The organism is Nonomuraea jabiensis (assembly GCF_014204795.1).
GTDB classification, from domain to species: domain Bacteria; phylum Actinomycetota; class Actinomycetes; order Streptosporangiales; family Streptosporangiaceae; genus Nonomuraea; species Nonomuraea jabiensis.
This window is the reverse complement of record NZ_JACHMB010000001.1, coordinates 10,582,502-10,596,619: the sequence shown is the minus strand read 5'-3', so window position 1 is coordinate 10,596,619 and position 14,118 is coordinate 10,582,502. Positions and strand designations below refer to the sequence as shown.

The 14,118-nt window shown below is 71.1% G+C and carries 13 protein-coding genes; 8 read left to right on the top strand and 5 right to left on the bottom strand.

Going from position 1 to position 14,118, the window contains the following annotated elements; translation table 11 throughout:
• Positions 1-40 precede the first annotated feature (40 nt).
• The 6 genes from HD596_RS48490 (at position 41) to HD596_RS48465 (ending at position 7,843) form a co-directional block, all read left to right on the top strand.
• The gene (locus tag HD596_RS48490; RefSeq protein WP_246555385.1) at positions 41-898 is read left to right on the top strand and encodes an ABC transporter permease; all 858 of its coding nucleotides are present in this window, start codon (positions 41-43) and stop codon (positions 896-898) included.
• The gene (locus HD596_RS64345) at positions 895-1,797 is read left to right on the top strand and encodes a carbohydrate ABC transporter permease (protein ID WP_221519934.1); all 903 of its coding nucleotides are present in this window, start codon (positions 895-897) and stop codon (positions 1,795-1,797) included. The genes HD596_RS48490 and HD596_RS64345 overlap by 4 nt, the downstream gene beginning before the upstream one ends.
• Positions 1,797-2,405, top strand: a complete 609-nt coding sequence (locus HD596_RS48480; protein ID WP_185076083.1) for a YesL family protein — start codon at positions 1,797-1,799, stop codon at positions 2,403-2,405. The genes HD596_RS64345 and HD596_RS48480 overlap by 1 nt, the downstream gene beginning before the upstream one ends.
• 31 nt (positions 2,406-2,436) lie before the next feature.
• On the top strand, positions 2,437-4,359 hold the full coding sequence (locus HD596_RS48475) for a glycoside hydrolase family 127 protein (RefSeq protein WP_221519933.1): 1,923 nt from the start codon (positions 2,437-2,439) through the stop codon (positions 4,357-4,359).
• 64 nt (positions 4,360-4,423) lie between these two features.
• Entirely contained in the window at positions 4,424-4,645 is a 222-nt protein-coding gene (locus HD596_RS48470) for a hypothetical protein (protein ID WP_185076082.1), read from the top strand.
• An 81-nt stretch (positions 4,646-4,726) separates the two neighbouring features.
• Positions 4,727-7,843 carry an AfsR/SARP family transcriptional regulator gene (locus HD596_RS48465; protein ID WP_185076081.1) on the top strand — a complete coding sequence of 1,039 codons (3,117 nt, stop codon included), beginning with the start codon at positions 4,727-4,729 and terminating at the stop codon, positions 7,841-7,843.
• 108 nt (positions 7,844-7,951) lie between these two features.
• On the opposite strand, the gene HD596_RS48460 is transcribed toward HD596_RS48465, so the two are convergent.
• On the bottom strand, positions 7,952-8,149 hold the full coding sequence (locus HD596_RS48460; protein ID WP_185076080.1) for a hypothetical protein: 198 nt from the start codon (positions 8,147-8,149) through the stop codon (positions 7,952-7,954).
• Positions 8,150-9,085: 936 nt separating this feature from the next.
• Between HD596_RS48460 and HD596_RS48455 the strand changes: the two genes are divergently transcribed.
• Positions 9,086-10,549, top strand: a complete 1,464-nt coding sequence (locus HD596_RS48455; protein ID WP_185076079.1) for an MFS transporter — start codon at positions 9,086-9,088, stop codon at positions 10,547-10,549.
• A 102-nt stretch (positions 10,550-10,651) separates the two neighbouring features.
• Here HD596_RS48455 and HD596_RS48450 read toward each other — a convergent pair whose 3' ends face one another.
• On the bottom strand, positions 10,652-10,948 hold the full coding sequence (locus HD596_RS48450) for a histidine kinase (protein ID WP_185076078.1): 297 nt from the start codon (positions 10,946-10,948) through the stop codon (positions 10,652-10,654).
• Between the two features lie 46 nt (positions 10,949-10,994).
• On the opposite strand from HD596_RS48450, the gene HD596_RS48445 reads away from it, so the two are divergent.
• Positions 10,995-11,582: a choice-of-anchor I domain-containing protein gene (locus HD596_RS48445; protein ID WP_185076077.1), complete on the top strand. Its 588-nt coding sequence runs from the start codon at positions 10,995-10,997 to the stop codon at positions 11,580-11,582.
• Positions 11,583-11,697: 115 nt separating this feature from the next.
• Here HD596_RS48445 and HD596_RS48440 read toward each other — a convergent pair whose 3' ends face one another.
• From HD596_RS48440 to HD596_RS48430, 3 genes are all read right to left on the bottom strand, one after another.
• Positions 11,698-12,762 (bottom strand): class I SAM-dependent methyltransferase, encoded by a 1,065-nt coding sequence (locus HD596_RS48440; RefSeq protein WP_185076076.1) that lies wholly within the window; start codon positions 12,760-12,762, stop codon positions 11,698-11,700.
• Positions 12,763-12,878: 116 nt separating this feature from the next.
• A complete protein-coding gene (locus tag HD596_RS48435; RefSeq protein WP_185076075.1) occupies positions 12,879-13,319 on the bottom strand; it encodes a cupin domain-containing protein in 441 nt (146 codons plus the stop codon).
• Between the two features lie 94 nt (positions 13,320-13,413).
• Entirely contained in the window at positions 13,414-13,905 is a 492-nt protein-coding gene (locus HD596_RS48430) for a hypothetical protein (RefSeq protein ID WP_185076074.1), read from the bottom strand.
• Between the last annotated feature and the right edge of the window lie 213 nt (positions 13,906-14,118).

Here is a 14,118-nt window from a genome sequence, read left to right as displayed (position 1 = left end):
CGCCGGCCGGCACGTCAGGCGGTACTGGCAACTGTGGCTCATGGTCCTGCCGGCCGTCGGTTTCGTCGCCGTGTTCATGTACGTCCCGATGTACGGGATCCAGCTCGCCTTCCGGGAGTTCGACTTCGCGGCCGGTCTCACCGGTGGCGAATGGGTCGGGCTGAAGTACTTCCGGCAGTTCTTCGACAGCCCGCTGTTCTGGCCGCTGCTGAAGAACACGTTCGTCATCGCCTTCACCACGCTCGTGGTGGGGTTCGTCGCGCCGATCCTGCTGGCGCTGATGATCAACCAGATCGCCGGCGGCCGGCGCAAGAGGATCATGCAGACGGCGACGTACCTGCCGCACTTCATCTCGATCGTGGTCATCGTCGGCATGCTGCAGGCGTTCCTCAACCCGTCCACCGGACTGCTCACCCGTCTCCTCGCGCCCTTCGGCCTCGACGGGGTGAACTTCCTCGGCGACACGGCCGCCTTCGTGCCGGTGTACGTGATCTCCGACGTGTGGCAGCACTGCGGGTGGAACAGCATCATCTACCTCGCCGCGCTCTCGCGGGTCGACCCGCAGCTGTACGAGGCGGCCAAGGTGGACGGCGCGAACCGGCTGCAGCTCATCCGGCACGTCGACGTCCCGAGCATCGTGCCGACCATGGTGGTCCTGCTCATCCTCACCATGGGCGGCGTGCTGAACACCGGCTTCGAGAAGGTCTGGTTGATGCAGAACAACCTGAACCTGCCGGTGTCGGAGGTCATCGCGACGTACGTCTACAAGATCGGCATCTTCAGCACGCAGTTCAGCTACGCCACCGCGATCGGCCTCTTCAACACCGTCATCAACTTCGCGTTCCTGATCGCCGCCAACGCGATCGCGCGCCGCGTGTCGAACTGGAGCCTGTGGTGAGCGCGACTCCCCTGAAGAAGTCACCGGGCGACGTCGTCTTCACGCTGGCGCTCGGCGCGATCTGCGTGGCGGTCCTGTTCGCGGTGGTCTATCCGGTCTACTTCGTGGCGATCGCGTCCGTGAGCAGCCCGTCGCTGATCTCCACCGGCGAGGTGTGGCTGTGGCCGAAGGGCGTGAACCTCTTCGGGTACCGGGAGATCTTCAACGACGAGCGGATCTGGACGGGCTACGGCAACACGCTGCTCTACAGCGTGGTCGGGACCGCGCTGAACCTCGTCGTGACCATCCCGGCGGCGTACGCGCTGTCGCGGCCGGAGTTCCGCCCGCGGCGGATCCTCATGCTGTTCTTCGTGTTCACGATGTTCTTCAACGGCGGGCTGATCCCGACGTACCTGCTCTATCGCGACCTCGGCCTGCTGGACAACTGGCTCGTGTTCGTCCTGCCGCCGGCCGTGAACGTCTACAACCTCATCATCGCCCGCGCGTTCTTCGAGCACTCGCTGCCGAAGGAGCTGTTCGAGGCGGCGATGATCGACGGCGTGTCCTACCTGCAGTATTTCGCCAGGGTCGCGCTGCCGCTGTCCAAGGCGATCGTCTCGGTCATCGGCCTGTACTACCTGGTGCAGCACTGGAACGACTTCTTCACCGGCATGGTGTTCGTCCGGGACAACGCGCTGCAACCGCTGCAGATCGTGCTGCGTGACATCCTGCTGTCCAACCAGGCGTTCGCCGGTGGCGTCGGAGCCTCCGGCGGCAGCGGCACCTCCTACGACCAGCAGTACGCCGACCAGATCAAGTACGGCGTGATCGTCGTCTCCAGCCTGCCGGTCCTGGTGCTCTACCCGTTCCTGCAGCGCTACTTCGAGAAGGGCGTCCTCATCGGGTCGGTGAAAGGCTGATGAGACGCGTCCTCACCTGGCACACGAGGGCGGGCGAGGTGGGCCTGCTGCTGCTCAAGCTGCACCTGCTCTGGGTCGTGTGGAGCCTGGCCGGCGGCATCGTGCTCGGCGTCTTCCCCGCGACCGCCGCGGTGTACGGCGTCATCCGCGGCGAGCTCCTGCGCCCAGGGTCGCCCCCCGAGTTCCGCCGGCTCTGGCGCCAGGAGTTCCGCACCGCCAACGTGGTGGGCTACGTCTTCGCGGCGGCCTGGGCGGTGCTCCTGCTGGACCGGCGGCTGCTGGAGACCGCCGACCTCGGCGTGGTCGAACCGCTGCTCGGCGCGGTGCTCTGGCTGGTCACGCTGTTCGTGTCAGGCATGACCGCGAACATCTGGATCCTCGCCGCCCACTTCGACGAAGGGCCGGGCGCGCTCGTCCGCCGCAGCGCCATCCTCGTCCTGGCCCGCCCGGTCCAGGCGCTCGTCACGCTGCTCGTGGTCGGCGTGGTCCTGTGCGCGTACTACCTCGTCCCGGGGCTGGTCCCGGTCTTCGGCGTCGCCGTGCCGGCCTTCGCCTCCTTCGCCTACGTCTGGGGCACCGCGGTCCTGCCCAGGGCCGCGGGCTCGTGACGGTCTTCAGCCATTTCACGTTGGGAATCCCATGACCATGACCTCTGCCGCCGCCTTGCGCCGCGAGCCGCTGCCGCTGACCGCGGTCACCATCGACGACGAGTTCTGGGCGCCGCGCCGCGAGCTGATCCGTACGCGTACGCTGCGGCACCAGGAGGGCCAGCTGCGCCGGCCCGGACAGCAGTTCGACGCCCTGAGCCTGACCTGGCGGCCGGGGGACCCGGACGAGCCGCACATCTTCTGGGAGAGCGACGTCGCCAAGTGGATCGAGGCCGCCAGCTACTGCCTGGCCACCACCGACGACCCCGAACTCGATCGGGCCGTCGACGAGGCGATCGAGCTGCTGGCCGGCGCGCAGCAGGACGACGGCTACCTCAACGTGTACTTCACCGTCGTCAAGCCGGGGGAGCGGTTCACCGACCTCCGCGACGCCCACGAGCTGTACTGCGCCGGCCACCTCATCGAAGCCGGCGTCGCCCACTTCGAGGCGACCGGCAAGACCCGGCTGCTCGACATCGTGCGCCGCTACGCCGACCTGATCGACACCGTCTTCAGCCCCGACGGCCCCCGCGCCGGCGGCTACTGCGGGCACCAGGAGATCGAGCTCGCGCTGGTCAGGCTCTACCGCGCGACCGGCGAGCGCCGCTACCTCGACCTCGGCCGGCGCTTCATCGACTGGCGCGGGGAGCAGCCCTACTACTTCGAGACCGAGCTGCGGCACCGCGGCACCCCCGGCTACTTCGGCACCAGACTCCCCCGCAAACCCGGGGACCTGCGACGCTTCCGCGAGTACAACCAGAGCCACCTGCCCGCGGCCGACCAGGCCGAAGCCGTCGGCCACTCGGTCCGCGCCATGTACATGTACAGCGCGATGACCGACCTGGCCGGCGAGTACGACGACGACCGGCTGCTCCAGGCCGTGCGCCGGCTGTGGGCCGACGTCACCGGCAAGAAGCTGTACATCACCGGCGGGCTCGGCTCCGACCCCAGCATCGAAGGCTTCGGACCCGCGTACGACCTGCCCGACGCCCACGGCTACGCCGAGACCTGCGCCGCGATCGGCCTCGTCCAGTGGGCGCGGCGGATGAGCAACCTCACCGGCGACGGCCACTACGTCGACACCCTCGAACGCGCCCTCTACAACGGCGTCCTCAGCGGCGCCTCCGCCGACGGCACCCGCTACTTCTACGGCAACCCCCTCGCCGGCGACGGCACCGTCACCCGGCAGGAGTGGTTCGACTGCGCCTGCTGCCCGCCCAACCTCGCCCGGCTGCTCAGCGAGCTCGGCCGCTACGTCTACGCCCAGGGACCCGGCGAGGCCGTCGTCAACCTGTACGTGGCCGGCACCGCTCGCTTCGCCTTCGCCGGCGGCGAGGTCACCCTCCGCCAGGACACCGCCTACCCCCGGGAAGGCCGCCTGGCCATCACGGTCACTCACGCCGACGACGGGGCCGAGTTCGCGCTGGCCGTCCGCATCCCCGGCTGGAGCCGGCAGCCCGCCGTCACCGTCAACGGCGAACCCGTGCACCGGCCCGACCTCCGCGACGGCTACTGCACGCTCTCCCGTCGCTGGCGGGCCGGGGACGTGGTCGAGATCGACCTCGGCATGGAGGTCCGCCGGACCTGGGCGCACCCCGCCGTCGCCGCCACCGCCGGCAAGGTCGCCCTCGAGCGCGGCCCGATCGTGTTCTGCCTGGAGGGCGTGGACCACGACTGCGCCGTGCACAGCCTCGTCCTCGCCCGCGACGCCCCCGTCCACGTCGTCCCGGACGAGCGGACCGGCGTCGTCACCCTGAGCGCCGAGGCCACCGCGGACGACGGGACCGACGGGTCGCTGTACGGCGACCGCCCTCCCGCCCGGCGCGGCGTCACGATGACCGCCGTGCCGTACTTCTCCTGGGCCAACCGCGGCCTGACCGACATGACCGTCTGGATCCGCGACGGCCGGGAGTGAAGGAGAAGCGTTACGGAAGCCCGGGCTGCGACGCTTCGCGTAACCAAGCGAAGGCAGGTTCTCCATGCGGAACAAGATCATGAGAGTGCTGGTCCCGGCGACCGCTCTGGCGCTGGCCGCGACGGTCGGCGCCGGCCCGTCCGCGAGCGCGCAGGCCGGTTACATCAAGAGCGTCCACCGGACCTTGGCGCAGTGCGAGGCGGCGGGCTGGAAATACTCCGGAGACCACGAATACTGGGACTGCGACTGGGACAGCCCGTTCTGGGCACTCTGGGTCCTGAAGTAACCCCGGGATCCGGTATCCCCCATCTTCACGATCATCTCTCGCTAGCATCGCAGCGGGGGAATCGGGACGTGAAGGGGGCACATGGAATCGGAGGCGCGGTTCGCGCTTCTCGGGCCGGTGTCGGTCGACGGGCCTGACGGGCCGATCACGCTGGGCTCGCCGAAGCAGCGGACCGCGCTGGCCGCCCTGCTGCTCGAGGCGAACCGTACGGTGTCGAACGACCGGCTCGTCGACCTGATCTGGGGCGAGCGGGCCCCGCGCACGGCCGTGGCGCGCCTGCAGGTGTACATCCACGAGCTGCGAGCCCTGGTCGGCAAGGAGCGCATCAGCCGCGTCGGCGCCGGCTACCGCATCCACGCCGGCCCGGACGAGCTCGACCTGCAGCTGTTCGAGGCGTACCGGGCCGCCGCGCGCGCCGACGCCGAGGAGGGACGCCACACCGACGCCGCGGCACGGCTCCGCGCCGCGGCGGGCCTGTGGCGCGGGCCCGCGCTGGCCGGGACCAGCGCCCAGCTGATCCACCAGGAGCGTCCGGGCCTCGAGGACAGGCGGATCTGCGCCCTGGAGGAGCTGTACGACGCCGAACTCGCGGCCGGGCGGCACGCCGAGATCGTCGGCGAGCTGCACACGGCGGTGGCCGAGCACCCGCTGCGCGAGCGGCTGCTGGGACAGCTCATGCTGGCCCTGCACCGGTGCGAGCGCCGCGGCGAGGCGCTGGCCGTGTACCGGGAGGCGAGACGGCGGCTGGTCGACGAGCTGGGCATCGAGCCCGGCCGCCCCCTGCGCGAGCTGCACCAGCGGCTCCTGCGGGACGACGAACCCGACGCACCGGGAGAGGGCACGCAGCCGGCGCCCCTCCCTCCGCGACGGGAGCCCCTCGTCGCCCGGCCGGCCGAGTTACCCAGGGACGTGCCCGAGTTCGCCGCCCGCGACGCGGAGCTGGCGTGGCTGGACGAGTGCCTGGGCGGCGGCGACGGCGTGTGCGTGCTGAGCGGCACGGCCGGCATGGGCAAGACGGCCCTCGCGCTGCACTGGGCGCACCAGGCCAAGGACCGCTTCCCCGACGGGCAGCTCTACATCGACCTGCGCGGCTACGACCCGGACCACGAGCCGCTGACCACGACGGCGGCGCTGACCCGGCTGCTGGTCTCGCTCGGCGTCGACGCCGAACGGGTGCGGGGCGGGTTCGAGACCCAGCTCGGCCTCTATCGTTCGCTGCTGGCGGGGCGTTCGTTCCTGCTGGTCCTGGACAACGCCCGCGCGGCGGCCCAGATCGAGCAGCTCCTGCCGCCGAACGGCGTGGCGCTCGTGACCAGCAGGCACCGCCTGGGCGAGCTGGTGGCGTTCGCGGGCGCCAGGCAGCACTCGCTCAGTCCGTTGTCCGAGGAGGGCGGCCGGGCGCTGCTGGACGGCGTGCTCGGGCCGGCGGGCGGCCCGGCCGAGTCGGACGCGCGCGGCGAGCTGGTGCGCGCGTGCGGCGGCCTGCCGCTCGCGCTGCGCATCGCCGCCGCGAACGCCGCCGCCCGGCCCCAGGACGGCACCGCGACGGTCGCGGCGGAGCTGGCCGCCGGCGACCCGCTGGCGGGGCTGACCGTGGACGGCGCCAAGGACAACGCCGTGACGGTCGCCTTCTCCGCCTCCTACCGCGCGCTCGCCCCCGCCGAGCAGCGGGTCTTCCGCCTGCTCGGGCTCGTACCCGGCCCCGATGTCACCGTGGCGGCCGCCGCGGCGGTCGCCGGCCTCCCGCAGGACGCGGCACGCGCCTCCCTCAAGGCCCTGGCCGCGGCCCACCTGCTCGAACACCACATCACCGATCGCTACCGCTTCCACGACCTGGTCCGCCTGTACGCGGTGGCGGAGGCCGGGCGCGACTCCGAGCGCGAGCCGGCCTGGCGCCGCCTGTTCGGCCACTACCTGGAGCTGGGCGCGGCCATCGCCGCCCGGTGCGCGCCCGGCGAGTCCCTGCTCTCCGGCCCGCAGCCGGCCCCGGAAGGCCGCGAGCTGCCTGCCCCCGAGGCGGCCGACGTCATCAACCTGCTGGCCGCGCTGAGGCGCGCCATCGAGCGGGATCCCGGCCCGGCCGTCTGGCGCCTGGCCGACATGGTCCGCGCCATCTGCGCCCGTACCGGACGCATCGGCGAGTGGATGGAGATCGCGCCGACCCTGCTGGAGACCGCCTCCGCGCAGGACGTGCCGGCCGTGACCGCCATGCTGCACACCGGCATGGGCGACGGCCTCTTCCGCGTCGGCCGCCGCGAGGAGGCCGTCGGGCACCTGCAGCAGGCCGTCCGCATCGCCCGCGACAGCGGCGAGCGGGAGAGCGAGGCGGCGGCCAGGATGGGGCTGAGCTTCGCGCGGGCGTGGACGGGCGACCTCGTCGAGGCGATGGCCGACAACGTACGGGCCGCGCAGCTCTTCGGCGAGCTCGGCTCGGTGCCCGGCCAGATCCGGGCCCTCCACGCGCTCGGCAACCAGTACCACCACCTGGGCCGGCTGGACCTGGCCGAGGAGTACTGCAGGCAGGCACTCGCGCTGAGCCGGCGCCACGATCTGCCCTACGCCGAGGGGGCCGATCTGCGGCAGCTGGGCGCCGTGCTCCTCGACCAGGGCCGCTACGGCGAGGCGGAGACCTGCCTGCGGCAGTCGGTCGCCCTGATCACCTCGATAGGCGGCCACGGCGCGGCCACGACGCAGATCTGGATCAGCCGCCTGCACTGGGAGAACGGCCGGTGGGCGCAGTCGCGGGAGGAGGCGCTGGCGGCGCTCGACGTGTGCCGCGGCCAGGGGGACCGGCTGGTGGAGTCGGCGGCGCTGATCGCCCTGGCCGACGCCGGGATCCGCCTCGGCCTGACGGCAGAGGCCGCGGACAGCCTGGACCTGGCCGACGACCTCATCGGCGCGGGCGGCCTGAACTGGCACCTGGCCTACGCGCTGCTCGCCCGCGCCCGGCTGCTCGACGCCCTGGGCGACCAGGAGGGCGCCGTCCGCCACGCGCTGCGGGGACACGCGGTGGCGTCCGAGAACACGTACCGGCTGCCGGAGCTGGCGGCGCTGACGGAGCTGGTCAAGCTGGAACGGCGGCGCGGCGACCGGGAGGCGGCTTCGCACCGGGCGGGCCAGGTCTTGCGGCTGTGCCGGCAGATCGGGCACGCACCCTGCGAGAAGAAGGTCGCGCTGCTGCTGGAGGACGCGAGGTGAAGTGGCTGTCTGCGGGTGCCGGTCGGACGCGGCGAGCTGCCGACGGGCCAAGCAGGTGCTGGAGCGGTGCGCCAGACTGAGACCTTCTCTCGATGCAGGCCAACGGCGCTACACGCCGGCAGTGCGTCCCGCGCAGCGCATGTCCCGGCCCTTCTTCACGAACGTGGAGTCGACGACGAGATAGAGCTTCTCCTTGGCCGGGACCTTGACCTCGACGACGATGTCGTAGGAGACGTCGTTGGATGCCTGCTTCTCGTGGAGCGTCTCCCCGAAGATCTTCTTGTCCTCGCCACGTCGCTCGACCATCAGACGAAGATGCGCAGTCTTCAGGCGGGTCGGCACCTCGGAGCTCCACCGGAAAAAGACGTCCGAGACGCGGTGGTACCCGCCGGACGTCCTGTACTTCATCTCGAAGCCCACCTTCTGACCGTCACCCATCGTGCAGCTCCCTTTGACGCGATGTGCGGGAGCCGCGGTGGCGTGCGCGGCGGAGGTCAGAAGGACGAGTGACAGGCCGGCCCCGCTGAGCACCGCCCCAGCTTTCCCGATGATGTGTGTCATTTCGCGATCCCCTTCACGTAGCTGGTGCTTCGCCTGGAGGTTAGGGCGTGGTCGTTGAGAACTTGTTGAGGATCTGTTGGGGCAAGCCACGGGCGACCTCGGCATCCGTCGGCCCGCACGCCCACACCTACGGAGTGCACAGGCCGTTCTACTGCTTGCGGGGACGCCGCCCATCAGTTCCCGCCGACCGGCGGCCTGGGCGTCAACATCGGCTCTGCGCGCGGGATCGCCGTCCGCCACCGTCATTCCCGACGGCACCGCTCCACCGCCGGTCGACGATCCCTACGCCGACTACCGCCGGATCCGGTGGGAGGCGCTGCCCACCGTGCGGCAGCACGTCCCGCCGGCCACCTTCGCGGTCGGCTCCGCGGGACGCGGCGAGGAGCAGCTCATCGGCGGTGTCGACCGCGGCCGGTAGAGGGTGACCGTCGGGTTGGGGATGGTGGCGATGTAGCTGATGTGAGTGCGACGCTGAGGATCACGTACGCCTGCCGCTCGGACTCCCCACAGGGGCCCAAGCGTTGCCCGGTACCCGATGAGTTTGGCGGTTCCGGCGGGTCATAACTCGTGACAGGCGCACCAACCCATGAGAACGGAGCGACCGATGCCAACTGACGACAAGCACATTGATACGCCGGTCACCTTTCCGCCGGTGACAGGCGGGGCCGCGGGGTCCGTGGCATGAGCGTCATTCGAGGGGACCGGAGGACGTTCTACCAGCTGCTGGCCAACACCCTGGTGGTGTCGGTCATCAACAACACCGTCTGGTTCGCGATCACCTTTTACGTCTACCTGCAAACACGCTCGGTCTTCGCCACCGGCGTGATCTCCGGGATCTTCCTGGTGATGACGGCGCTCACCGGTATCTGGTTCGGCAGCCTGGTTGACCGGCACGCGAAGAAGACAATGATGCAATTGTCGGCGTTGGTGTCGCTCGTGCTCTACGCCGCGGCGTTGGCGGTTTACCAGGCTGTCCCGGAGGAGTCGTTCACCGATCCGGCGAGCGTTGCCCTGTGGGCGATGATCGTGCTGCTGATGTTCGGCGTCATCGTGGGCAACATACGGACGATCGCGCTGCCGACGCTGGTGACGGCGCTGATCGAAGAAGACAGCAGGGATCGGGCCAACGGGCTCGTCGGCAGCACGTCGGGCGTGAGCTTCCTGGTGACGTCGGTGTTCAGTGGCCTGCTCGTGGCGTTCGGCGGCATGTTCTGGGTGCTGATCCTGGCGCTGGTGGCGCTTGCCGCAGGCGTGCTGCACCTGGCCGCCGTCCGGATGCCGGAGCGGGCGGCGGCGCCCGGCGTGCCCGTGCCGGTGCGGGCGGACCCTTCGGCGCAGGCGCCGGTGCCCGGCGAGCCGGCCGCCGCCCGGGAGACCGCCGTGGACCTGAGAGGGACGATCCGGGTGGTCCGGGAAGTGCCGGGGCTGATGGCCCTGATCGCCTTCTCCGCGTTCAACAACCTCCTCGGCGGCATCTTCATGGCGCTGATGGACGCTTACGGACTGTCCCTGGTGTCGGTGCAGGTGTGGGGGCTGCTCTGGGGGGTGCTGAGCACCGGCTTCATCTTCGGCGGGCTGCTCGTCGCCCGGACCGGCCTGAGCCGCAACCCCGTCCGCGTGCTGCTCCTGGTCAACCTCGTGCTGTGGACGGTGACGCTGCTGTTCCCGGTACGATCCTCGATCGTCCTGCTCGCTGTCGGCATGTACGCGTACATGCTGCTCGTGCCGTACGCGGAGGCCGCCGAGCAGACGATCCTGCAGAAGGTGGTGCCCTACGAGCGGCAGGGCCGGGTCTTCGGCTTCGCGCAGAGCGTCGAGCAGGCCGCCTCCCCGCTGACCGCGTTCCTGATCGCACCGATCGCCCAGTTCGTCTTCATCCCGTTCATGACCGACGGTGCGGGTGCCCGGACGATCGGCGACTGGTTCGGCACCGGCGCCGACCGCGGCCTGGCTCTCGTCTTCATGCTGACCGGCGTCATCGGCCTGATCGCCACGGCCCTGGCACTACGCAGCCGCCCGTATCGGCGGCTGAGCGAGCGGCTCGGCTCGGGCGCGGAGCCCGGCTCCGAGGTGAGCCGGTCCGAGGTGAGCCGGTCCGAGCCCGTTGGAGCCGACGATCCCGGCAGAGCGGCTCCCGCCGGGTGACCTTGAGCAGGCCGAACGCCGGGTCGGAGCCGCTGCCGCCCGACATGGGACGGGGCCGCGCCTCGGCGCGGACGCGGTCCTGTCGAGGCGGAGCGGACGGTCTCACACCCACCGCAGGGTCGCCTCGACCCTGAAGCCGCCGTCGGGCAGCGGCTCTCCCCGCGCCGTTCCGCCGAACGTCTCGGCGCGCTCCCGCATGCCGATCAGGCCGTGCCCGGGCGCGCTCGCCTCGCGCCCGTGCCCGATCACCTCGACGGCCGCCCTCGCCTCGGCGCTGTCGTCGTCCAGCAGGGCGGCGCCCGCCCCCGCCGACTGGATCACCATGGCGTTCAGGCTGTGCGCGACGATGCCGTGCAGCTCACGGGCGACGCGGATGCGCTCCTCGGCCAGCGCCGCCAATGAGGGCGACGGCCGTGACTGGGACTGTCATACGGACGAGGTGCGCGTGAAGGACCTGACCCTGTCGGCGGCGGCGTTCCCGAACGCCACCGAGCTGAAGAAGGACGCGGAGCTCGGCCGCCTGACCGTGGCCGCGGACTCGCCGAAGGACGCCTCGGGCGCCTACCGGGAGCTGTACGCCTTCGGCGCTCGCTCGATCTCCGTACGCTCCGCCACGGGCGCGCTGGTCTGGGACTCGGGTGACGAGCTCGAGCAGTTGATCGCCCGGGAGCTGCCCGAGGAGTTCAACTCCGACAACGAGGAGAACGACTCCTTCGACAGCCGCAGCGACAACAAGGGCCCGGAGCCCGAGGGCGTCGCGGTGGGTCAGGTGCGGGGGAGGACGTACGCGTTCGTCGGGCTTGAGCGGGTCGGCGGGGTGGTCGCCTACGACGTGACCGAACCGCGGCGCCCGGCCCTCGTCGACTATCTCAGCACCCGCGACTTCGCCGGATCCGTCGAGGACGGGACCGCCGGCGACGTCGGCCCCGAGGGTGTCTTCTTCGTGTCCGCGGGGGACAGCCCGACCCGCCGGCCGCTGCTGATCGTGGGCAACGAGGTGAGCGGGACCACCGCCATCTACGAGATCCGGTAGGTGCCTCGACCGGTTCCTGACGCGTCATTCTTGGAGGCTGCCCGGCGCGGGGTGACGTCATCGTCACAGGTGCCGCTCGCCGGCTGACGCGGCCGGGGGGATCAGCGGCCGGGGATCAGCGGCGGACGTCGTAGACTCGGTTGGCGGGGCCCTCCGCGGCCAGCTTCCAGGTGCGCAGGCCGGCCTCGTACGCGATGCGCCGCAGGGCGTCCTCGCCGGCGTGGTTCCCCAGCGCGTACGGCCCCTTCTGGGCCAGCGCCCCGGGCAGGCACAACGTCGCGGACGTCGCGGTGAAGGCCCGGCCGAGCGGATTGATGTTGTCCTGGGGCGCGGCGGCGGCGTTCGGCTCGACGACCAGGCAGGCGCCGTCGGCGGCCAACGTCCGCGCGGCCCGCCGGAACGCGGCGCCGGGGTCACCGAGGTCGTGCAGGCAGTCGAAGAAGGTGATCAGGCCGTAGTCGCCGCCGGGGAAGTCGCCCGCGCCCGCGACCTCGAAGGTCGCCCGATCGGCCAGCCCCTGCTCCTGCGCCGCCCGCCGCGCGCTCTCGACGGACGGGCCGTGGAAGTCGAAGCCGTGGAAGCGGGAGTCGGGGTACGCGCGCGCCATGAGCAGCGTGCTGTGGCCGAAGCCGCAGCCGACGTCGGCGACGGACATGCCCCGCTCCAGCCCCTCCACGACGCCGTCCATGGCCGGCAGCCACTCCTGCACCAGGAACGCGGCGTAGCCGGGGAGGAAGAACCTGGCCACCCCCTCGTACAAGGCGGGCCCGTGCTCCTCCCAGCCCACGCCGCCGCCGGTCCTGTAGGCGTCCACCAGCGCGTCCTCGGTGGCGTAGAGCGGCTGGAGCATGGCGAACGCCCCGGCCGAGTACGCCGGAGAGTCCGGGTCCGCGAGCACGGCGGCGTGCTCGTCGGGGAACACGTAGGTGTCCGTGCCGGGCTCGTAGTGCACGTACTGGCCGGCCACCTGGGAGGCCAGCCACTCCCGTACGTACCGCTCGTCGAGCCCGGTACGGGCGGCGAGCTGCCCGGAGGTCAGCGGCCCGGCCCCGGCCATCGCCTCGTAGAGGCCGAGCCGGGCGCCGATCGACGTGCAGAGGCCCGCGAGGGCGGCACCGCTGTCGACCATCACGCGTTCCAGGAACTCCTTCACCCGATCCTGGTCAAGCGTCTTCTCCATGGTTTCCCCCGTTGTTTTGCGACCGCAATCTATATAGACAGTGACAATCACGGTTATATAAACGGTGAAAACCGGCCCAAGCGCACGTCTTTGTTTTCTTCGCCTTCAGCGCGCGGTCATGAACGGGGCGCGCGGCGGTCGCGCCGGGCCTCCAGCTCCTGCGGGCTGACCGGGATCAGCATCGGCTGCCCAGGCGCGCAGAACATCGTCACCACGAACGCCGACTCCTCGTCGGCCAGGTGGTTGCCGTCCTGGTAGTGGATCACGTCCCCACCGGGCTCCCAGAACGCCTCGCCGGCCCGGACGACCCGCACGGGCTCGCCTTCGAGCTCGAAGTTGACGGCCCCCTTGACCACGTACCCGTACGCGGGGCCGGAGTGGCGGTGCGGCGGCGCGCCCGGGCTGTTCGGCGGCAATGTGACCAGGATCGTCATCGCCTCGGCGCCCTCCGGCGCGGGCGGCGCCCCCGGCACGGTGGCGACTACGTCGATCTTCGGCGGCGGCCCGCTCTTGTCGGGGTTGTCGAGGTGGTGGGCGTGAGCGTGATCGATGCTCATCAGGCTTCCCTTCACGGGACGGTGGCCGGCTCGATCCGGCCGTGTACCAGCTCAGACAAGGCAGCGGCCCGATGTGTGACAACGCTCCGGCCCGTCAGAGGGCCAGCGCGGCCATGAAGGCCATGCTGGCCGCCATTCCGGCCGAGCACACGTCCTGGCCGAACATCTTTCGGTCCCCGCTCCGCTCGGGCAGGACGCGGACGAGCCGGGCGCAGGTCCAGGCCAGCCCGATGACCAGGGCCACCACGGCCGGCGAACCGCCTCCGTGCGGGTGCCCGGACGCGGCGCCGATGACAGGGGGCGAGCCGAACGCCGTCAGCACCAGGAGGAGGGACATGACCACGAAGTCCTGGATGTGATGACCGGTCTCGGCGCGGCGGGAGGGGGAGCCGCAGAGCCAGCCGGCGGTCAGCAGCGCGAGCACCGCGCCGGACAGGAACCAGCCGCCCAGGTGCCCGGCCGCCATGCCGAACGCCATGACGACGTGCGGCCACCTCCTGGCGGGACGCGCGGAGGGCAGCAGGGCCGGGGCCAGGGCCAGGGCGCACCCGGCGGAGATCGCCACCGCGTGGAGGAGGGCCTGCATCAGGCGGTCTCGACTTTCACCGGGCAGGGTACTCCTCGTCTTTTCGAACTGGCCGAGATGGTAGTTGCCGGGGCGACGCCGGCACCAGGGTGGTCACCCCCTCTGACAGGACAGCCCGGCGACCTGTGACAGGCGTATATGTCTCCAGAAAACAGACTGTGCCCGATATTTCAGGACGGATTCCAGTCGCCGGCGTATGGCTTCTGTACTGGG

What these genes read in the sequence shown, in the direction of transcription:
- HD596_RS48490 (WP_246555385.1), top strand. Translation starts at nt 41, where the DNA reads ATGGTCCTGCCGGCCGTCGGTTTCGTCGCCGTGTTCATGTACGTCCCG.
- HD596_RS48480 (WP_185076083.1), top strand. Translation starts at nt 1,797, where the DNA reads ATGAGACGCGTCCTCACCTGGCACACGAGGGCGGGCGAGGTGGGCCTG.
- HD596_RS48475 (WP_221519933.1), top strand. Translation starts at nt 2,437, where the DNA reads ATGACCATGACCTCTGCCGCCGCCTTGCGCCGCGAGCCGCTGCCGCTG.
- HD596_RS48470 (WP_185076082.1), top strand. Translation starts at nt 4,424, where the DNA reads ATGCGGAACAAGATCATGAGAGTGCTGGTCCCGGCGACCGCTCTGGCG.
- HD596_RS48465 (WP_185076081.1), top strand. Translation starts at nt 4,727, where the DNA reads ATGGAATCGGAGGCGCGGTTCGCGCTTCTCGGGCCGGTGTCGGTCGAC.
- HD596_RS48460 (WP_185076080.1), bottom strand. Translation starts at nt 8,149, where the DNA reads ATGGTCGAGCGACGTGGCGAGGACAAGAAGATCTTCGGGGAGACGCTC.
- HD596_RS48455 (WP_185076079.1), top strand. Translation starts at nt 9,086, where the DNA reads ATGAGCGTCATTCGAGGGGACCGGAGGACGTTCTACCAGCTGCTGGCC.
- HD596_RS48440 (WP_185076076.1), bottom strand. Translation starts at nt 12,762, where the DNA reads ATGGAGAAGACGCTTGACCAGGATCGGGTGAAGGAGTTCCTGGAACGC.
- HD596_RS48435 (WP_185076075.1), bottom strand. Translation starts at nt 13,319, where the DNA reads ATGAGCATCGATCACGCTCACGCCCACCACCTCGACAACCCCGACAAG.
- HD596_RS48430 (WP_185076074.1), bottom strand. Translation starts at nt 13,905, where the DNA reads ATGCAGGCCCTCCTCCACGCGGTGGCGATCTCCGCCGGGTGCGCCCTG.